Genomic DNA, 19,250 nt, shown 5'->3' on the forward strand with positions numbered 1-19,250 from the left:
TGTCTTGGTGCCGCCATGCCGGCCCTTGCTGAGCCCGACCGCTGGGATTTCCGTATCACCGGCGAAGGCGGGGGCGTCCCCGTCATGACGACCGACATCTATGACCCCACCATCGGTTATGGTTTCGAACCGGACTATTCGCCCGACGGCGATAAGCCCTTTGTGTTTTCTGTCAAGGTGCCGGAAGGGAATTACCGCGTCACGGTGACCCTCGGCTATGCCAGGACCAGCGCGCGGACATCCGTTAAGGCCGAAAGCCGCCGTCTGATGCTGTGGGGGGTGGAGACGGGCAAGGGCCGGTTCGAGACGCGATCCTTCATTGTCAATGTCCGCACGACCGCCCTGCCGACCCCACCCCCGAACGCGCCGGGCGGCACCGCCGTCCGCATTAATGAGCGCGAACTTGGCAAGCTGCATTGGGATGACAAGCTGACCCTGGAATTCGCCGACAAGGTCCCGCGCTTTTCCACCCTGACCGTCGAGAAGGTTGACGTTCCAACGGTCTACCTGGCGGGTGACAGCACCGTTACGGATCAGCCCGCTGAACCAAGTGCCAGTTGGGGCCAGATGATCACCAGCATGCTTACGCCCGACATCGCCGTTGCCAACCATGCGGAATCCGGCGAGACAATGAAGAGCTTTATCACCGGCCTGCGCCTGGACAAGATTTTGTCCCGTATCAAGGCGGGCGATTATCTGTTCATCCAGTTCGGCCATAATGACAGCAAGGCGGCATGGCCGCAGACCTATGTCGATGCAGCCTCGACATATCCAGCATATCTGCGCGTCTTCATCGCGGAGGCGAAACGGCGGGGGGCGGTGCCGGTGCTGGTCACCTCTCCCCATCGCCGCACCTTTGATGGGGCGGGCCGCATCACCAACAGCCATGGCGATTATCCCAACGCCATGCGCAAGGTGGCGGCAGAGGAGGGCGTGGCCCTGATCGACCTGAACGCGATGTCGAAGGATATCTATGAGGCGTTGGGACCTGATGTCGCCCCGCGTGCCTTCAGCAATGACGGTAAGGACGCCACGCATCACAACAATTATGGGGCGTGGCTGATGGCCCGCGCCGTGGTGGTGGGGATCGCGGCCAGCGACCTGCCCCTGAAATCCCATATCCGGCCTGACCTGTTGCCGTTTGATCCCAAACGACCGCCGGGGCCGGACGCGCTGACCCTGCCGGAAAGCCCGATCCGGTCGGATGTGACGCCACGGGGCAATTGATCCGAAGCCTTCCAAAAGGATGTGACCATGCACCGCCGCCAGCTTTTCTCCGCCGCTGCTGCGACCGCCCTGGTGACAGGATTGGCCGTCAGAGTCCACGCCGCCGATGCACCGGGAACGGTACTGCCGCTATGGCCGGGCAAACCGCCGGGCGGGGAGAAGGTGGTGGTGACGCAGTCGGAGATCGTGCGGTCGGACGATCCGCGCTTCAAGGATGTCGCCATCCTGAATGTCACCCAACCCAACCTGACCCTGTTCCGCCCGGCCAAGCCCAACGGGGCGGCCATGCTGATCATCCCCGGTGGCGGGTATCAGCGGGTGGTGGTGGGCAAGGAAGGGTACGATATCGCGCAATGGCTGGTAGGGGCGGGGATCACGGTCTATGTCCTGCTCTACCGCCTTCCCGCCGATGGCTGGGCCGCCGGGCCGGATGCGCCCTTGCAAGATGCGCAGCGCGCCATCCGCGTGATGCGGTCACAGGCCGGGCGTTATGGGTTCGATCCCAACCGCATCGGCGTTATGGGCTTTTCCGCCGGCGGGCATCTGGCTTCCATGGCGGCAACCCGCTATGGCAAGCAGACCTATGCGCCCGTGGATGCGGCGGATAGGCTGTCGGCTCGGCCCGATATCGCGGCGCTCGGCTATCCCGTCATTTCCATGACACCCGGCATCACCCATGCGGGGTCGGCCAAGCAGATGTTGGGGGATAATCCCAGTGCGGCGAGGATTGAGGAATTTTCCGCCGATAAGGGCGTGCCCGCCGACGCGCCACCCACCTTTATTACCCATGCTGCCGATGATGGTGCGGTGCCGGTGGAGAATGCGCTTCTGATGTATGGGGCACTTCGCGCGCAGAAGGCCAAGGTCGCCATGCACCTGTTCGAAGCGGGCGGACATGGCTTTGGCCTGCGTGCGGAGAAGGCTGCACCCGTGGCGGCATGGCCGCAACTGTTCCTGGATTGGAGCCGGACGCATGGCTTTGCGTAAGCTGTTTGCTGCTGCGCTGCTGCTGGCGGTCACGGCTGTCCCCACCTTCGCCGAGGCACCCAAGCCGCTCTACCGCGACCCTGTGTTCGATGGGGCGGCGGATGCATCGCTGGTCTATGATCCAGCCGGGCAGCAATGGGTGATGTTCTACACCAACCGCCGCGCCACCCTGGCGGGCGCGCAGGGCGTGGAATGGGTGCATGGCACACGCATCGGGCGGGCCGTGTCCAAAGATGGCGGCAATAGCTGGACCTATGATGGCACAGCCGACATCCGCTATGGCAATGGTGAGGACATCACCTATTGGGCACCGAATGTCGAATATATCGGTGACCAATGGCACATGTTCCTGACCGTCGTGCCAGGCGTGTTCAAGGACTGGAACGCATCGCGCGAGATCGTGCACCTGATCAGCCGCAACCTGAAGGTCTGGGACTTTGCCGGCAAGGTCGATCTGGGGTCTGATCGGGTGATCGATGCGGCGGTGCATCCGCTGCCGGGCGGCGGCTGGCGGCTCTGGTACAAGGATGAGCGCGACGGGTCGGCCACCCATTATGCCGACAGCAAGGATTTGAAAGTCTGGACCCATGGCGGCGTCGCCGTAAAGACGCGCGGGGAAGGGCCGCAGATCATCGAATGGCAGGGCTGGTACTGGCTGATCATAGATGCCTGGGACGGGTTGGGCGTCTATCGGTCCAAGGACCTGACCAACTGGGAACATCAGCCCGATCATTTGCTGAAGCAGCCGGGCACGGCCCTGACCGACCGGGCCAAGGGCGGGCATCCCGATGTGGTGGTCAGCGGTGGTCGCGCCTTCCTGTTTTATTTCGTGCAGCAGGGTGGGGAACCGGAAGCGGCCCGTGACCCGACATGGCAACGCCGGTCGGTCATCCAGGCGGCCGAACTGGGTTTCAAGGATGGCTGGCTGACCGCTGACCGCGAAGCCCCCGTGGATGTAAGGCTGCTGCCGCCATGACCAGATGGTTCGATATCCGGGCCTATGGCGGCGTGGGCGATGGGCGGACCATCAACAGCCCGGCCATCAACCGCGCCATTCAGGCCGCTGCGGATGCCGGGGGTGGGGTTGTGCGCGTGCCAGCGGGGGTGTGGTTGTGTTTCTCCATTCGCCTCGCCTCCCATGTCCGGCTGCATCTGGATACCGGGGCGGTGATCCGCGCGGCAGTGCCGGGGGCGCTGGGTGCCTATGACCTGCCGGAAGCAAATCCGCACGACCTGTATCAGGATTTCGGCCATTCCCATTGGCATAACAGCCTGATCTGGGGCGAGGGGCTGACCGATATCGCCATTACGGGTCCCGGTCTGATCGACGGGCACGGCCTCACCTCCAAGGGGCCGGGGACGAAATGGGCCAAGCGGAAAGGATACTTCCCCGAAAGCATGGCGGGGATGAGTGCGGCTGAACTCGCTGCCGAGGACCCGGAAGAAGCGACGATGCAGGGGCAGGGCAACAAGGCCATCGCCCTCAAACACTGCACCCATGTCACGCTCAGCGATTTCACCATCGCCAAGGGCGGGCATTTTGCCGTGCTGGCGACGGGGGTCGATCACCTGACCATCACCCGCCTGCGTATTGATACGGAGCGCGACGGGCTGGACCTGGATTGTGTGCGCCACTGCACCGTCAGCCATTGCCGCATCAACACGCCCAATGACGATGCCATCGTTCTGAAATCGTCCCTGGCGCTGGGGGAGGTACGGCCCACGGCGCATGTGCGCATTCATGATTGCCATGTCAGCGGCTTTGACCCCGGTACCATGCTGGATGGACGTTTCCGCCGCACCCAGGACAAGGCCCCCGATCAGGATGGGATGACGGGGCGCATCAAGCTGGGCACCGAAAGCAATGGCGGCTTTCACGATATCGAAATCACGCGCTGTACCTTTGAACGCTCACGCGGGTTGGCGCTGGAAGCCGTGGATGGCGGCATGCTGACCGATGTGCGGGTCAGCGATATCACCATGCGGGAGATCACGACGGCCGCCCTGTTCATCTATTCAGGCGCCCGGATGCGCGCACCGGAGGGCACGGCCCCCGGTGGCATCCGGGGCGTGCGGATCGAACGGGTGCGGACAACCGATGTCGATCCCCGCTTTGCCAGCATCATCGCCGGGCAGGCGGGCAACCCGGTGCGCGATGTGGTTCTGTCGGATATCGACATCACCTATCGCGGCGGTCTGTCGCCCCTGGACCGAACGGTGCCGGAGAAGCCCGACGCCTATCCCGAACCCAGCATGTTTGGCCCGCTGCCGGCCTGGGGCTTGTTCATTCGTCACGCGGCGGATGTGCGGGTACAGGGGGCCAGCCTTTCCACCCTGCGTCCCGATGGCCGTCCGGCCCTATGGCTGGACGATGTGGAGGCTGTGCATTTTGAGAAAATCAATCTGAACAACGACGCCGCGACCCCGCCCCTGGTCTGCCGGGATGTGCGCGGCCTGACGGGGGAGATAGTGCCATGATGATCAAGCGCTTGGGGCTGTTGGGCCTGACCCTGCTGGCCAGCCTGACGGTATCGGCGGCGGATGTGCCGCGTGAATGGGTGGACAAGGATACTGGGCACCGTGTCGTCCGCTTATCCACCGAGCCGGGGACCCGCAGCCTGTATTTCCATCAGAATGGCTATACGCCCGACGGCAAGACCCTGATCGTCACCAACCCGAACGGCATCGACACGATCGACCTGACGACGCGCGTGCAGAAGCGGCTGGTGGCCGGGGCTGACCTGAACCTGTTGTTCACGGGGCCTAAAACGGGTCGCGTCTTCTTCACCCGTAAACCGCAGCAGGCCGAGGGGGAGGGGGTGGAGGTCTTCGCCGCCGACCCCGCGACGGGCACGGTGGAAAAGGTCGCGCATGTGAAGAAGGGGCAGATTGGGTCGATCAATGCCGACGAAACCTTGTTGCTGGGCGTGCTGGCCGAACGGAAGTTTGAGCTGCAACCCGGTGCGCCCGACCCGAAGAATACGCGCTTCGACAATCACTACGAATATATCGGCCCTGACGGCAAACCCATGACCTATGCCGATGCCAAGGAGGTGAGGCTCTATCAGCGGCTGCAAGCGCGGGTACCGATGGAGATGTTCACCATCGACCTGAAGACGGGGGCGCAGCGCACCGTCCACAAGGCAACAGACTGGCTGAACCATCTGCAATTCTCCCCCACCGATCCCAACCTGATCATGTTTTGTCATGAGGGGCCGTGGCACCGCGTGGACCGTATCTGGACCATCCGCACCGACGGCACGGGCCTGACCAAAATCCATACCCGCACCATGAATATGGAGATCGCGGGGCATGAGTTTTTCAGCGCCGATGGCAAGACCATCTGGTACGACCTGCAAACCCCGCGCGGGGAGGATTTCTGGCTGGCCGGGTATGAGATCGCCACGGGCAAGCGCACCTGGTACCACCTGACCCGGGATGAATGGTCGGTGCATTTCAATGTGTCGCGCGACGGCAAGCTGTTTGCGGGCGATGGCGGCGATGCGGAGATGGTGGCAAGGGCCAAGGACGGCAAATGGATTTACCTGTTCCGGCCCGAAAACATCCCCGATGTGGCCGGCATCCATGCCCCCAATGCCGACGACCTGATCCGCCCCGGTGTGTTGCGGGCGGAAAAGCTGGTGAATATGCAGGATCATGATTACCGGCTGGAACCCAACATCACCTTCACGACCGACGGCAAATGGATCATCTTCCGCGCCAACATGCATGGCGACGTGCATGTCTATGCGGTGGAATTGGTAAAGCCCTGACGGGCAACAGCCCCTTGGTTTTCCACAATTTTCAGCTGCCGCGGCCGTCCTGATCTTGCTGTTTGGGCACGATTATGGGATGCTGTTCCGTAAATTGAGAGAGTGATACGAGCAGATGAGCAGCGCCACCGCCGAGCAAGATGAAGACACCGCCCCGAAGGCGACACCCAGCGGCAGCCAGACGCTGCTGCGCGGGCTGGACGTTCTGGAAGCGGTGGCCGACGGGCCGATCAGTCTGGCCAAGCTGGCGCAGCGCCTGGACCTGACGCGCAGCACCACGCACCGGCTGGCCGCCGCCCTGGTGGAACGCGACTTCCTGATCCTGACCCCGCGTGAGGGGTATCAGCTGGGGCCGAAGCTGCTGGAGCTGGGCTATCTGGCGCAGCAGCAGATGGACATTCCCCGCGTCGCCCGCCCGCATATCGAGGATTTGGCTGCCGCCACCGAGGATACGGTGCATCTGGGCGTGCTGGACGGGGAGGAGGCGCTGTATCTGGACAAGATACCGGGCCGGCGGCGTATCGAAATCGGCTCCCGCGTGGGTGAGCGTCACCCCATCGCCTCCACCGGCCTGGGCAAGGCCCTGATCCTGGATGAGAGCGAGGGGCGCTGGCGCAGCTTCTATGACAAGCGTTTCGGGGAGGCCGATTGGCCCGTCTGGCAGCAGCGCATGCGTGGTTACGCCAATGGTGGCTATGCCTTCGACCTGGAGGAGAATGAGGACCGCATCCGTTGCGTCGCGGCTCCCATCCGGGGGGCCAGCGGCAAGATCATCGCCGCCATCAGCCTGTCCAGCGCCGCACAATATATGAGCGACGACCGCATGCAGGAACTGATCGCCACCGTCAAGGACACGGCCCGCGCCATCAGTAAGGGCATGGGCTGGAACGGTGGCACGGGGCGGCGCTAAGCCGTTCCCCTTGATCATGACTGATCAAGGGAGATTCATGTTCCCTCATACGCCGGGCGCGGCCGTCCGGCCGCTTGGCTTACGCGGCACGAGCCGCGCGGCGGCGGTCGCCGCCGTATCGACGGTCAAACATTTTGACCGTCGAGATCACCCCATCACCCCAAACCAATACCGCGACACATGCCGGTAGATCTGCCCCGGTTCCAGCCGGGCGCTGGGGAACGCCGGCTGGTTGGGGCTGTCGGGATATTTCTGCGGTTCCAGGCACAGGGCGTCGGATTGGCGGTACAGCCGCCCGCCCTTGCCGATCAGGCTGCCGGGCAGGAAATTGCCGGAATAGAATTGCAGGCCCGGTTCTGTCGTCGACAGGTCCATCACCCGGCCCGTTGCGGGGTCCGACAGTCGGGCCGCGAAGACCGGTTCGGCTCCGCCGCCAGACCGCAGCGCAAAATTATGATCATAGCCACGGGCCAGCACCAGCTGCGCCTCACCCCCGTCGCGCAGGCAGGCACCTATGGCCTGCGGGCTGGTGAAATCAAAGGCGCCGCCCGCCACCGCCCGCAATTCCCCGGTCGGGATCAGGTTGGCGTCAACCGGCGTGTAATGATCGGCGGCCAATGTCAGTTCATGGCCCAGAATATCCCCGCCCCGAACAGCACCGCCCAAGTTGAAATAGGCATGGTTGGTCAGGTTGACGACAGTGGCCGCATCCGTGGTCGCCGTCAGTACGACCAGCAGGCTGTCATCGCCCAGGGTGTATTCGGCGCGGATATCCAGCGCGCCGGGAAACCCCTCCGCCCCGTCGGGGCTGTGCAGGGTGAAGACGGCATGGGTTGGCCCCTGTTCCGCCAGGGTCCAGGGCAGCAGGTCCAGACCCTGCATCCCGCCATGCAGGCAGTTAGGCCCGTCATTACGCGAGACATCATAGGCCTGCCCGTCCAGGGTGAAGCGCCCCCCCGCGATACGGTTGGCATACCGCCCGGCGATGGCCCCGATGAAGGTGCGGTTCTCCAGATAGGTTTCCAGATCATCATGGCCCAGGACGATATCGTCCAGCCTGCCGTGCCGGTCCGGCACCCACAGCGCCTGTAAACTGGCCCCCAAACCGATGATGCAGGCGGCCCAGCCCTTGGCATTGACCAAGGTCACCCGTTCCACCGCCGTGCCATCCGGCAAAGTCCCGAACAGGCTGCGGCCGGGCAGGGTGGGGACGCTTTCGGGCATGGACATGGGGGAACCTTCCGTATCGTTACCGGGGCCTTTCTAGGCTGAATAGTACGACTATTCAAGCCGTGCCCCTGCTCTTTGCTGGATTTATCATATAAAATAGGCTATCCAGACGCACCCTCGTTTCGGCCCGTCAAGGAAGCGTCCATGTCCCCTATCCAGATCGGTCTGGTTGGCATCGGTAAGATCGCCCGTGATCAGCACCTGCCCGTCATCGCCGCCAACCCGGATTACGCCCTGGCGGCGGTGGCCAGCCGGCATGGCCGTGTGGAGGGTGTTCCCAACTTCCCCGATCTGACGGCGATGCTGGCTTCTGCCGGCGGTTCGATGGATGCCATCAGCCTCTGTACTCCACCTCAGGCTCGCCACGCCCTGGCGCGGCAGGCGTTGGAGGCGGGCAAGCATGTGATGCTGGAAAAGCCGCCGGGAGCGACCCTGACAGAGGTGCATGATCTGATCGATCTGGCCCGTGCAAAGGGGCTGGCGCTGCTGGCCACCTGGCATTCACGCTATGCCCCGGCGGTGGAGCCGGCACGGGTCTGGCTCGCGGACAAGAAGCTGCGGCGGGTCTATGTGTCGTGGAAGGAAGATGTGCGCCATTGGCATCCGGGTCAGGAATGGATATGGGCACCCGGCGGCCTGGGCGTGTTTGATCCCGGCATCAATGCCCTGTCGATCATCACCCATCTGCTGCCCAATGCCCTGATCGTGGATAAGGCGACCCTGGAGGTGCCGGGCAACCGGCAGGCACCCATTGCCGCGACGCTGGTGATGCATGACCATCAGGGGCTGGCCGTGACGGCGGAGTTCGACTGGCGTCAGACGGGGCCGCAGACCTGGGACATTATCATCGAAACTGACAAAGGTACTCTGACCCTGTCGCGCGGCGGGGCGGTGATGAGCATCGATGGCGTGCCCCAGATCGAACAGAAGGAACAGGAATACGCCAATCTCTACGCCCTGTTCGCGCGGTTGGTTGCCGAACGGCGCGTGGATGCTGATCTGGCACCCCTGCGCATCGTGGCCGACGCCTACATGCTGGGCCGTTGGGTGTGGGTGGAGGATTTTGTGGAGTGAAGACGTCGGTCAGGTGCGGTCGAACCCTGACTGAATGACCGTGTGCATGGCGGCGGCCGCACCGGGGCCGTCGCCCGCTTCAATCGCATCCACAATCGCCGCGTGAGCGGCGACGACCTCCGCCTGCAGGTCCGGGCTGTCGATGGGGGAGGTGAGGGAGAAGGACGCGATCAGCGCGACCTCAATCACTGCCGCGAAGGATCGCATCATCGGGTTGCCGGACGCGCTGCCCACGGCCACATGGAAATCCAGATCGGCCTGGGCAAAGCTGCGCTGATCATGGCCGGGGTCGCCCATGGCGGCGATGCAGCGGCGAAGTTCGATGAGATCGTCCGGCGTTCGCCGCTTTGCCGCCAAGGAGGCGGCCTGCGGCTCCAGGGCGGTCCGTACCTCCACCAGATGCTGGCGCAGGGTTTCGTCCAGACCCTGGCTGACCTTCCAGGCCAGGACGTCGGCGTCGAAGTAATTCCAATGGATCGGGTCCTGCACGCGGGTTCCCACCCGCGTCTTGGAAATCAGCAGCCCCTTGGCCGACAGGGTCTTCAACACCTCCCGCAGGGCGGTGCGGGAGATGCCGAAGCGCGACAGCAGCGCCGGTTCCGGCGGCAGGTTGGCGCCCGGCGCATAGACCCCGGTCAAAATCTCCAGACCCAGGGTGCGGACAATCTGTTCATGGTTCGACAGCGGACGGTCGGCGGCCCAGCGGACAATGGACATGTTCTACCCCGTGCGCCCGGTGGGAGCGGAGAATTGCAGGATCAGGCGTTGCAGCCCGATGAATATGAACAAAAGCATGCCGATGGCAATCTTCGTCCACCAGGAAGACAGGCTGCCGTCAAAGGTGATCCAGGTCAGGATCAACCCCTGGATCAGCACGCCGATCAGCGATCCCGCCATACCACCCACCCCACCCGACAGCAGGGTCCCGCCGATGACGACCGCCGCGATGGCATCCAGTTCCACCCCCACCCCGGTCAGGGCATAGCCGGAACGGGTATAGAGGGAGAAGATGATACCGGCCAGGGCGGCCATCATGCTGGACACACCATAGACCAGGATGGTGGTGCGGGCGGTATCAATGCCCATCAGGCCGGCAAAGCGGGTATTGCCGCCCAACGCATAGATTTTCAGCCCGACCTTTGTGAAATGCAGCAGCACCCCACCCACCACAAAGGCCAGCAGCATCAGCATGGCGATCAGGCCCAGCCGTCCACCGCCGGGCAGAGACAGGGATAGGCCCGACAGGGTCTGATAGAATTCATGGCGCACGGGAATGCTGTCGGTGGACAGCAGCAGGGCGGCCCCGCGTGCCAGGAACATGGCCGTCAGGGTGACGATGAAGGGCGGTGCCTTCAGCCAGTGGATGGCCGCCCCGATGCCACAGCCGAACATGGCCCCGCCGACCAGCACAATGGTGAAGGCGGCCAGCGGGTGCAGTCCCGCCCCTTCGATCATCACCGCCAGCGCCACGGTCGTGAAGCCCATGACGGCCCCCACCGACAGGTCGATGCCGCCCGACAGAATGACAAAGGTCATGCCCACGGCCAGCACGCCCAGAAAGGCGTTGTCAGTCAGAAGGTTGCCTATAACGCGGCTGCTGAGCATCGACGGGTACTGTATGGCACAGGCGGCATAAAGCAGGATGAAGACACCCAGCGTGGCCAGGAAGGGCAGGGTGCGGGCATTGATGCGCATCATGCCGTTCCCTTTCGTGTCAGCCTTGCCCAGACGGGCTTGAAGGTTGGCGACTGCACCAACAGCACCAGGGCGATGACCAGCGCCATCAGCAGCAGGTTCAATTCCGGCGGCAGGCCGGAACGCAGGATGCAGGTGCGCATGCCCTGCAGGATAATGGCGGCCAGCACCGACAGGCCGATGCTGAACCGCCCGCCATAAAGGCTGGTCCCGCCGATGACGACGGCCAGGATGGCATCCAGTTCCAGCCAAAGCCCGGCATTGTTGGCATCGGCCCCCCGGATATCGGCGGCGGCGATCAGCCCGGCCAGGGCCGCCATCAGCCCCGACCAGACATAGACGCCAATCAGAATGCCGGGTGCCGGCACACCGGCGAGGCGCGCGGCGCGCGGACTGGTCCCCACTGCTTCGATGAACAATCCCAACGCTGTTGCGCGAACCAGCAGGCCCGTGACGATGGCGGCGGCCAGCGCGATCAGGACCGGCAGGGGCAGGCCTAGCAGACTGGCCGAACTGACGCCCGCCAGACCGTCATCGGTGAAGGTCAGGACACGGCCTTGCGTGATCATCTGCGCGATGCCACGCCCCGCCACCATCAGGATCAGGGTGGCGACAATGGGCTGCATGCGGAAGATCGTGACCAGAACACCATTCCACAGGCCACAGGCCAGACCCGTGCCCAGGGCCGCCAGCACCGCGACGGGCCAGGTATGGCCGGCATTCACACTGGCAGCGGCAACAGCCCCGGCGATGGCCATCGCCGCCCCCACCGACAGGTCGATACCGCGTGTGGCAATGACGGGTGCCATGCCAATGGCCAGCAGCATCACCGGCGCGCCCCGGTTCAGGATATCGATGATGCCGCCGAACAGCCGCCCATCAACCAGCCGCAATTCCAGAAAGCCCGGTGCCACAAGGACATTGGCCAGCAGAACCAGCGCCAGCAGGGCAAGCCGCGACCGGTATTCGATGAACCATCCGCTCATGCTATCGGTCCTGGCGGTTGCCCATTTACCGGCGTCACGATGGCGTCGATGATGGCCGACGGGGTGACATCCCCGCCCGTCAGCATGCCGGCCTGACGGCGTTCACGCATCACCATGACCCGGTCGGCATAGGCGGCGACCTCTTCCACCTCTGACGAGATAACATAGAGCGCCATGCCCTCGTCCCGCAGCTTCTCCAGCAACAGAATGATCTCCGCATGCGCGCCGACATCAATGCCGCGCGTCGGTTCGTCCAGGATCAGCAGGCGCGGCTTGGTCGCCAGCCAGCGGGCCAGCAGCGCCTTCTGCTGATTGCCGCCGGACAGAAGCTGGATAGGCTTTTCCGCGTCCGGCGTGCGGATACTCAGCAGTTTGATGTAGGTGTCGGCCAGTTCCCGTTGGCGTGCCGGCGGCAACCGCTTCATCCAGCCCAAGCGGGCCTGCAGTGCCAGCACGATGTTTTCCCGGATCGACAGGTCGGGCACAATCCCGTCCAGCTTTCGATCCTCAGGACAAAAGCCGAAGCCCAGGCGGATGGCATCGCGTGGGCCGCGCAGCGTGACCGGTTCCCCATCCACAATGATCTCACCCGTATCGGCCCGTTCCGCCCCGAACAGCAGTAGGGCCGTCTCCGTCCGACCGGACCCCAGCAGGCCGGCCACGCCCAGCACCTCGCCCTGCCGTACCTCCGCGCTGAACGGGGCCACCAGATGCCGTTTGCCTAGACCTTTTACGGTTACGAACGGCGCGCCCGGCCCGCGCGTGGCATGGCGTTGCAGATGGCTGTCGCCGCTGGGCAGCTTGCCCAGCATCATGGCGACAAGGTCCAGGCGCGGCAGTTCCGCCGTCTTCCGTTCGCCCACCAGCTTCCCACCGCGCAGCACGGTGATACGGTGGCTCACCTCATAGACCTGATCCAGGAAATGGGTCACGAACAGCACGGCCATGCCCGACGCCGCCAGTTCGCGCATCAGGCGGAACAGCACCGCCACCTCGACACTGTCCAGGCTGGCCGTCGGTTCATCCAGGATCAGGACACGCGCCGACATATCGACGGCACGCGCAATGGCGATCAACTGCTGGACCGCTGTGGAAAAGGTCGACAGCGGCTGGGCCGGATCGATGGACAGGCCGAAACGGGACAGAAGCGTCGCCGCCTCGCGCCGCATCCGTGTCCTGTCGACCAGACCGAACCGCGTCGGCTCCCGCCCCAGATAGATGTTTTCCGCCACCGACAGGTTGGGTAGCAGCGTGATTTCCTGATAGACGGCGACAATGCCGCTGGCGGCTGCGTCCGCCGGATTTTTGGGCCGCACCTCCCGCCCGTCCAGATGGATGGACCCGGCTTCGACAGGTTGCGCACCCGTAGCCAAGTTGATCAGGGTGGATTTGCCGGCCCCGTTTTCCCCCAGCAGCGCATGGATTTCACCGGCACGCAGGGTCAGATCCACCCCGTCCAGGGCCCGCACGCCCGGATAGGTGCGCGTCAGCCCGCGTGCGGACAGCAGCGTTGCTGCCGTTTCGGTCATCAGTACAGGTCCTTGCGGCGCTCATACTCCGCTGCTGCCGTGTCGGGCAGGTACAGGGTGGACGGGGTCTGCACCCATTTCGGCGGCTGCGTCCCATCCTTTTTATAAGCCGCCAGCAGGTCATAGGCCCGGCTGGCCATGTCGGGTGTCAGTTCGACGGTGGCGTTGGCATCGCCATCGGCCATGGCCTTGAAAATATCGGGCACGGCATCGATGGACACTGCCAGGATATCGCTGCCCGGCTTCAGGCCCGCTTCCTTCATGGCCTGGATGGCACCGATCATCATGTCGTCATTATGGGCATAGACGGCGCAGATGCTGCCCGGCGCTTCGGCCTTGATGAAGCCTTCCATCACCTCCTTGCCCTTGGCGCGGGTGAATTCGCCGGACTGGGTGCGGACGATCTGCACATTGGCGGCGCTGGAAATACCTTCCTCAAAGCCCTTCTTGCGGTTGGCGACCAGGGAGGCACCGATCGTGCCCTGGATTTCCACGACGCGGCAGTCACGACCCGCCAGCCTTTCCACCAGCCAACGGCCCGCCACGCGTCCTTCCTCCACCGTGTCGGAGGTCACGGCGGACAGATACAGGCTGGGGTCGGCGGTATCGATCTGCCGGTCCAGCAGGACCACGGGGATACTGGCCGCCTTTGCCTCGCCCAGCACCTCATCCCAGCCGGACGAAATGACGGGGGCTAGCAGGATGGCGTCCACGCCCTGGGCGATGAAGGACCGGATGGCCTTGATCTGGTTGGCCTGCTGCTGCTGCGCGTCGGAGATTTTCAGGGTGATGCCGCGTTTTTCCGCTTCCGACTTGGCCAGCTTGGTTTCCGCCGCACGCCAGCCGGATTCCGACCCGATCTGCGAGAAGCCGATGGTCAGGGCGCCGACAGTCTTGCCGGCATCCGCCGCCTTGTCCGCTCCGCCTTTGTCGCCGCAGCCCGTCAGGACGGCCAGCATCAGGGCCACGGCCCCATATTTCGCGAAAGCCTTCATCGCACCCTCTGTCGTTTTCCGTCCCCGGACCGGGCGCCGCCTTCTTGCCGGGGCTGCCCTGCCATTTCATGCTGGGAAAAATGATTAGTATTATTATATCATTTAGTCCAGCGCCAAATGCCATATCCTGGCGGTGTGGTGCATGGGCTGAGACAGAATATACCAAATCCCGAGGAGTGAGCGCGATGGCGTGGCGTCTGACGCAATTTGTGGACAAGCAGGGCAAGCGGGCCGTGGCCCTGCGCCAGGATGATGCGCCGGCCCGCTGTCTGGTTGGTGCCGCCACCACCTATGAGCTGGCGCAGCAGGCCATCGCAGAGGGTACGAACCTTCTGTCGTTGGCCCAGGCGCAGGCGACGGGGGAAGAGGTGGATATTGCCGCCACCCTGGCCGAGGGCCGCGTTCTGCCGCCGCTGGACCATCCCGACGCGGCCCATCTTCTGGTCGCGGGTACGGGCCTGACGCATCTGGGGTCGGCGGAAGGCCGGGACAAGATGCATCGCGATCTGGCCGACCCCGCCAAGCAGACCGACAGCATGCGCATGTTCCGCCTCGGCCTGGATGGCGGCAAGCCGGCACCGGGTCAGGTCGGTGTGCAGCCGGAATGGTTCTACAAGGGTGACGGCTCCATCCTGGCCCGGCCCGATGGCGACCTTGTCTCCCCCTTCTTCGCACTGGATGGCGGGGAGGAACCGGAGATTGCCGGGCTTTACATCGTGGGGCCGGATGGCAGCGTCTTCCGTCTGGGCTACGCGCTGGGCAATGAGTTTTCGGATCATGTGACGGAGCGCCAGAACTATCTCTATCTGGCCCATTCCAAGCTGCGCGTCTGCGCCATCGGGCCGGAACTGCTGCTGGGGGAATTGCCCGCCGATATCCGTGGCACGACGCGCATCGTGCGCGACGGCCAGACCGTCTGGGAAAAGCCCTTCCTGTCCGGGGAGGCCAACATGTCCCACAGCCTGTCGAACCTGGAATATCATCACTTCAAATATGACGGGTTCCGCCGCCCCGGCGACGCGCATGTGCATTATTTTGGCACTGCCACCCTGTCCTTCAGCGACGGTTTCCAGACCCTGCCCGGTGACGTGTTCGAGGTGGAGGCCGCCCCGTTCGGCCTGCCGCTGCGCAACCGGCTGGCGCAGGCGACAGAGGTGCCGGTGGTGGTGAAGGGGTTATAACCAAGGAAAACGGGGCGGTCCCGCGAGGAACCGCCCCGTTTTGTTACTTCACCACCAGCACCACGACCGACTTGGCCGGCAGGGTCACGGACAGGGTGGACCCGGTCAAGGTCGCCCCGGCGAACGAAGCCGGCTTTACCGCGTCCGGCTGGGCAAAGCTGTTATGGGCGTTCATGGCGGGGGCCGTCAGGATGCGGCCCGACACGCCCGCCGCCGTGACGCCATCCAGACTGACCGTTACCGGGACAGCCTCGTTCGGGTTGATGTTGGTCAGGGCCACCAGGACGCTGCCATCCTTGGCGCGGGCGGCAGAGGCACTGATCGCCGGCAGGCTGCGTTCAGCATAGCTGTATTTCGGCCCCGCCACGGTCACCGGGAACTGTATGGCCCCCTGGAAATCCTTATACATGTCAAAGACATGATAGGTGGGGGTCAGCAGCATCTTCGGCCCGTCGGTCAGGATCAGGGCCTGCAGCACATTGACCATCTGCGCAATGTTGGCCATGCGCACCCGTTCGCCATGCTTGTGGAAGATGTTCAGGTTGATGGCCGCCGTCACGGCGTCGCGCAACGTATTCTGCTGTTCCAGGAAGCCGGGATTGGTGCCGGGTGTGGGGTCGAACCAGTTGCCCCATTCATCGACGACCAGGGCCACCTTCTTCTGCGGGTCATATTTGTCCATGACCGCGCTGTGCTTGATCAGCAGATCATCCATCTGTGTGGCCGTCACCATCAACGCGAACCAGTCGCTTTCCCCGAATTCGGTGGCCGACCCCTTGTCCTTCCAGGTGCCGCGCGTGGCCCGACCGAAGGAGGGCAGGGCATAGTGATGCAGGCTGATGGCGTCGATCATGGTGGCCGACCCGGCCATCACGACTTCCGTCCATTTGACCTCTTCGTCATGGCTGCCGCTGGCGATGATCTTGGTCGGCTGGCCTGGGGCGGGTTTGATGAAGGTGCGGATCTGGCGCAACTGGTCGGTATAGAATTCGGGCCGCATATTGCCGCCGCAGCCCCAGGTCTCGTTCCCGATGGCGAACCAGTCCAAGGTCCAGGGCTTGTCCCGTCCATTGGCGCGGCGCGTCTGGGCCAGGGTGGAGTTGGACGGGCTGGTCATATACTCAACCCAATCCGCCATCTCGCGGGCAGAGCCAGTGCCGATATTGCCATTCACATAGGTCTTGGCCCCGACCAGTTCGGAGAAATCCATGAATTCATGGGTCCCGAACGCATTGGCTTCCGCCACCCCACCCCAGTTGGTGTTGACGCCGATCGGCCGCTTCGCGCGGGGGCCGATGCCGTCGCGCCAGTGATATTCATCGGCGAAGCAGCCGCCGGGCCAGCGGATCAGCGGCACGCGGATGGCCTTCAGCGCCTCCACCACATCCTTGCGATAGCCCCGGATGTTGGGGATGGACGATTTCTCCCCCACCCAGATGCCTTCATAGATCAGGCGGCCCAGATGTTCGGCGAACTGCCCCTGGATTTCCGGTGCCAGGACAGGGCCGGGCTGTGCGCCATTGACGGTGACCTTGGCATCCTGACCAAAGGCCGGAACGGCGGTCAGCAGTCCCAGGCACAGGGCCAGGCTGCGGTGCAAACCCTTCATGCGTATTTCCTCCCCCGCATTTCCCGATTTTTCCAACGGGGGCGCATCCTACCTGAAAAAATCAGTAGGATCATCATATAATATGATTATTGAGATGAGGGCAATTACATCAGGCCGGCACTCTTGAAGCTCACATATTTCCCGCCCTTGCCGATGATGACATGGTCATGAATGACCACACCCAGGGCGGTGGCGGCGGTGACGATCTGTTTGGTCATGTCGATATCGGCGCGGCTGGGTGTGGGGTCCCCGCTGGGGTGGTTATGCACCAGGATGACGGCGCTGGCGCTCAGCTCCAGGGCGCGGCGCACCACTTCGCGCGGATAGACGGGCGTATGGTCAACGGTGCCGCGCTGCTGCACCTCATCGGCGATCAGGGTGTTCTTGCGATCCAGGAATAACAGGCGGAACTGTTCCACCGGTTCATGCGCCATGGCCCCGGCGCAATAATCCAGCAGCTTCTGCCAGGATGACAGGATAGGTTGCCCCATCACCTGCTGCCGCGCCATGCGCAGGCCGATGGCGCCCACGACGCGGATATGGGCGATGGTGGCGTCGGAGAAGTTGAAACGGTTGCGCAGCGCCTCTGCCGATGCCTGGGTGACGGCCCACAGGCTACCGAACGCCGTCATCAGTTCCTTGGCCAATGGCTTCACATCGCGCCGGGGAATGGCCTGGAACAGCAGCAGTTCCAGCAGTTCGTAATCCTGCAACGCGTCGGGCCCGGATGCGATGAAACGCTGACGCAGCCGGTCGCGATGGCCGTGATAATGCGGCTGCTCCTCCACTCGCTCCGGCAGCGGCTCAGGCTTGGCCACTGCCTGTGGCCTCTCTGGCATGGGCTTTCCCGCCAGCATGGCGGCCAGCAGGTCATCGTCGGGCGGCGGGGCTTTTACGGCCGCCTCATCCATCCGTGTCGCCTTCGCCGTCCGCTTCACCGCCATCCCACCACACCCATGATGTGTAAGACCATCACTGCCCACTTTCCTACAAGTGTAACAGCGGTGATGATGGGATGCCAGACGGGAAGAGGGTGGGGAATTACGCGTAGGGCGGCTTAGTATAGCCAGCGGGCGACAGGGTGAAAATCTCGAACCCGTCCTTGGTGACGCCGATGGAATGTTCGAACTGTGCCGAAAGGCTCTTGTCCCGCGTGACGGCGGTCCAGCCGTCGGACAGGACCTTCACTTCATACCGGCCGGCATTGATCATCGGTTCGATGGTGAAGAACATCCCTTCCTCCAGCACGGCACCGCGGCCCTTCTGACCGTAATGCAGCACCGACGGCGCATCATGGAACACTCGGCCCAGGCCATGGCCGCAGAAATCGCGCACCACGGAGAAACGGAAGCTTTCGGCATAGGACTGAATGGCGTGACCGATATCACCCAGCGTCGCCCCCGGCCTCACCACCGAAATGCCGCGCATCAGCGCCTCATAGGTGACATCGACCAGACGCCGCGCCTTCACGCCGACATCGCCCACCATATACATGCGGCTGGTATCACCGAACCAGCCATCGACAATAACGGTCACGTCGATATTGGCGATGTCTCCATTGACCAGACGCTTGGGCCCCGGAATGCCGTGGCAGACGACATGGTTGATGGAAATGCAGGAGGCCTTGGTATAGCCCTTGTATCCAACAGTGGCCGATGTGCCGCCATTGGCCTCCACAAAGGCCAATATCTTGTCGTCCAGTTCTTCAGTGACCGCGCCGGGGACGACGAAGGGCGTAATGTAATCAAGCGTGGCGGCGGCGAGACGGCCGGCCTTGCGCATGCCTTCAAAATCCTCGGGCTTGTGCAGCTTGATGGAACGCTTGTCTTCGTATTCGTCGGCGAGTTCGGCCTGTGTCATCGGAGTCGGTACTTTCAACAACGGTAAACCATGGGTCAGCCCGGCACCTTACACGAAGCCGGTCCCTTGCCGCAAACCCGGTGTCCCAATGCCTGGGACCTGCATCAAGCATGGATGGGGGCGGTCCACGCCTTGCCATGGCGGCATTGCGTGCCCACCCCCTGCCAAGATGGCGCGGGATGCGCTATGGTGCC

17 protein-coding genes are annotated in these 19,250 nt (G+C 63.7%); 8 read left to right on the forward strand and 9 right to left on the reverse strand.

Annotated features, from left to right (window positions below):
- Positions 1–15: 15 nt before the first annotated feature.
- From ABC729_RS21025 to ABC729_RS21050, 6 genes are all read left to right on the forward strand, one after another.
- Complete coding sequence (locus tag ABC729_RS21025; RefSeq protein ID WP_495609567.1) at positions 16–1,227, forward strand: rhamnogalacturonan acetylesterase; 1,212 nt, start codon at positions 16–18, stop codon at positions 1,225–1,227.
- Between the two features lie 27 nt (positions 1,228–1,254).
- The gene (locus ABC729_RS21030; protein WP_495609568.1) at positions 1,255–2,214 is read left to right on the forward strand and encodes an alpha/beta hydrolase; all 960 of its coding nucleotides are present in this window, start codon (positions 1,255–1,257) and stop codon (positions 2,212–2,214) included.
- A complete protein-coding gene (locus tag ABC729_RS21035) occupies positions 2,201–3,190 on the forward strand; it encodes a hypothetical protein (RefSeq protein WP_495609569.1) in 990 nt (329 codons plus the stop codon). The genes ABC729_RS21030 and ABC729_RS21035 overlap by 14 nt, the downstream gene beginning before the upstream one ends.
- A complete protein-coding gene (locus ABC729_RS21040) occupies positions 3,187–4,692 on the forward strand; it encodes a rhamnogalacturonidase (RefSeq protein WP_495609570.1) in 1,506 nt (501 codons plus the stop codon). Before ABC729_RS21035 ends, ABC729_RS21040 begins: the two co-directional genes overlap by 4 nt.
- Positions 4,689–5,987: an oligogalacturonate lyase family protein gene (locus ABC729_RS21045; RefSeq protein ID WP_495609571.1), complete on the forward strand. Its 1,299-nt coding sequence runs from the start codon at positions 4,689–4,691 to the stop codon at positions 5,985–5,987. Before ABC729_RS21040 ends, ABC729_RS21045 begins: the two co-directional genes overlap by 4 nt.
- Positions 5,988–6,102: 115 nt before the next feature.
- Complete coding sequence (locus ABC729_RS21050) at positions 6,103–6,897, forward strand: IclR family transcriptional regulator (RefSeq protein WP_495609572.1); 795 nt, start codon at positions 6,103–6,105, stop codon at positions 6,895–6,897.
- A 147-nt stretch (positions 6,898–7,044) separates the two neighbouring features.
- Here ABC729_RS21050 and ABC729_RS21055 read toward each other — a convergent pair whose 3' ends face one another.
- Positions 7,045–8,127, reverse strand: a complete 1,083-nt coding sequence (locus tag ABC729_RS21055) for an aldose epimerase family protein (RefSeq protein ID WP_495609573.1) — start codon at positions 8,125–8,127, stop codon at positions 7,045–7,047.
- A 144-nt stretch (positions 8,128–8,271) separates the two neighbouring features.
- On the opposite strand from ABC729_RS21055, the gene ABC729_RS21060 reads away from it, so the two are divergent.
- A complete protein-coding gene (locus ABC729_RS21060) occupies positions 8,272–9,201 on the forward strand; it encodes a Gfo/Idh/MocA family protein (RefSeq protein WP_495609574.1) in 930 nt (309 codons plus the stop codon).
- A gap of 9 nt (positions 9,202–9,210) precedes the next feature.
- Here the strand turns inward: ABC729_RS21060 and ABC729_RS21065 are convergent, their stop codons facing one another.
- From ABC729_RS21065 to ytfQ, 5 genes are read right to left on the reverse strand one after another with little or no spacing between them, the layout of a single operon-like run.
- Positions 9,211–9,918: a FadR/GntR family transcriptional regulator gene (locus ABC729_RS21065; protein ID WP_495609575.1), complete on the reverse strand. Its 708-nt coding sequence runs from the start codon at positions 9,916–9,918 to the stop codon at positions 9,211–9,213.
- A gap of 3 nt (positions 9,919–9,921) precedes the next feature.
- The gene (gene yjfF / locus ABC729_RS21070) at positions 9,922–10,899 is read right to left on the reverse strand and encodes a galactofuranose ABC transporter, permease protein YjfF (protein ID WP_495609576.1); all 978 of its coding nucleotides are present in this window, start codon (positions 10,897–10,899) and stop codon (positions 9,922–9,924) included.
- The gene (locus ABC729_RS21075) at positions 10,896–11,882 is read right to left on the reverse strand and encodes an ABC transporter permease (protein WP_495609577.1); all 987 of its coding nucleotides are present in this window, start codon (positions 11,880–11,882) and stop codon (positions 10,896–10,898) included. Before ABC729_RS21075 ends, yjfF begins: the two co-directional genes overlap by 4 nt.
- A complete protein-coding gene (locus ABC729_RS21080; protein WP_495609578.1) occupies positions 11,879–13,411 on the reverse strand; it encodes a sugar ABC transporter ATP-binding protein in 1,533 nt (510 codons plus the stop codon). Before ABC729_RS21080 ends, ABC729_RS21075 begins: the two co-directional genes overlap by 4 nt.
- Positions 13,411–14,406: a galactofuranose ABC transporter, galactofuranose-binding protein YtfQ gene (gene ytfQ / locus ABC729_RS21085; RefSeq protein ID WP_495609579.1), complete on the reverse strand. Its 996-nt coding sequence runs from the start codon at positions 14,404–14,406 to the stop codon at positions 13,411–13,413. The genes ABC729_RS21080 and ytfQ overlap by 1 nt, the downstream gene beginning before the upstream one ends.
- Before the next feature lie 185 nt (positions 14,407–14,591).
- On the opposite strand from ytfQ, the gene araD1 reads away from it, so the two are divergent.
- Positions 14,592–15,587: an AraD1 family protein gene (gene araD1, locus ABC729_RS21090; protein ID WP_495609580.1), complete on the forward strand. Its 996-nt coding sequence runs from the start codon at positions 14,592–14,594 to the stop codon at positions 15,585–15,587.
- A 43-nt stretch (positions 15,588–15,630) separates the two neighbouring features.
- On the opposite strand, the gene ABC729_RS21095 is transcribed toward araD1, so the two are convergent.
- From ABC729_RS21095 to map, 3 genes are all read right to left on the reverse strand, one after another.
- Entirely contained in the window at positions 15,631–17,196 is a 1,566-nt protein-coding gene (locus tag ABC729_RS21095; RefSeq protein WP_495609581.1) for an alpha-N-arabinofuranosidase, read from the reverse strand.
- A gap of 104 nt (positions 17,197–17,300) precedes the next feature.
- The gene (gene radC, locus ABC729_RS21100; RefSeq protein ID WP_495610176.1) at positions 17,301–18,035 is read right to left on the reverse strand and encodes a RadC family protein; all 735 of its coding nucleotides are present in this window, start codon (positions 18,033–18,035) and stop codon (positions 17,301–17,303) included.
- Between the two features lie 202 nt (positions 18,036–18,237).
- Positions 18,238–19,056, reverse strand: coding sequence for a type I methionyl aminopeptidase (map, locus tag ABC729_RS21105; RefSeq protein WP_495609582.1), 819 nt, complete (start codon positions 19,054–19,056; stop codon positions 18,238–18,240).
- Positions 19,057–19,250: the final 194 nt, after the last annotated feature.

This window comes from Niveispirillum sp. CC-CTL257 (assembly GCF_059489915.1).

Coding starts and splice junctions, on each gene's coding strand:
- ABC729_RS21035 (WP_495609569.1), top strand. CDS start 2,201: ATGGCTTTGCGTAAGCTGTTTGCTGCTGCGCTGCTGCTGGCGGTCACG.
- radC (WP_495610176.1), bottom strand. CDS start 18,035: ATGCCAGAGAGGCCACAGGCAGTGGCCAAGCCTGAGCCGCTGCCGGAG.
- ABC729_RS21080 (WP_495609578.1), bottom strand. CDS start 13,411: ATGACCGAAACGGCAGCAACGCTGCTGTCCGCACGCGGGCTGACGCGC.
- araD1 (WP_495609580.1), top strand. CDS start 14,592: ATGGCGTGGCGTCTGACGCAATTTGTGGACAAGCAGGGCAAGCGGGCC.
- ABC729_RS21045 (WP_495609571.1), top strand. CDS start 4,689: ATGATGATCAAGCGCTTGGGGCTGTTGGGCCTGACCCTGCTGGCCAGC.
- ABC729_RS21075 (WP_495609577.1), bottom strand. CDS start 11,882: ATGAGCGGATGGTTCATCGAATACCGGTCGCGGCTTGCCCTGCTGGCG.
- ABC729_RS21095 (WP_495609581.1), bottom strand. CDS start 17,196: ATGAAGGGTTTGCACCGCAGCCTGGCCCTGTGCCTGGGACTGCTGACC.
- ABC729_RS21040 (WP_495609570.1), top strand. CDS start 3,187: ATGACCAGATGGTTCGATATCCGGGCCTATGGCGGCGTGGGCGATGGG.
- ytfQ (WP_495609579.1), bottom strand. CDS start 14,406: ATGAAGGCTTTCGCGAAATATGGGGCCGTGGCCCTGATGCTGGCCGTC.
- ABC729_RS21060 (WP_495609574.1), top strand. CDS start 8,272: ATGTCCCCTATCCAGATCGGTCTGGTTGGCATCGGTAAGATCGCCCGT.
- ABC729_RS21065 (WP_495609575.1), bottom strand. CDS start 9,918: ATGTCCATTGTCCGCTGGGCCGCCGACCGTCCGCTGTCGAACCATGAA.
- yjfF (WP_495609576.1), bottom strand. CDS start 10,899: ATGATGCGCATCAATGCCCGCACCCTGCCCTTCCTGGCCACGCTGGGT.
- ABC729_RS21055 (WP_495609573.1), bottom strand. CDS start 8,127: ATGTCCATGCCCGAAAGCGTCCCCACCCTGCCCGGCCGCAGCCTGTTC.
- map (WP_495609582.1), bottom strand. CDS start 19,056: ATGACACAGGCCGAACTCGCCGACGAATACGAAGACAAGCGTTCCATC.
- ABC729_RS21025 (WP_495609567.1), top strand. CDS start 16: ATGCCGGCCCTTGCTGAGCCCGACCGCTGGGATTTCCGTATCACCGGC.
- ABC729_RS21030 (WP_495609568.1), top strand. CDS start 1,255: ATGCACCGCCGCCAGCTTTTCTCCGCCGCTGCTGCGACCGCCCTGGTG.
- ABC729_RS21050 (WP_495609572.1), top strand. CDS start 6,103: ATGAGCAGCGCCACCGCCGAGCAAGATGAAGACACCGCCCCGAAGGCG.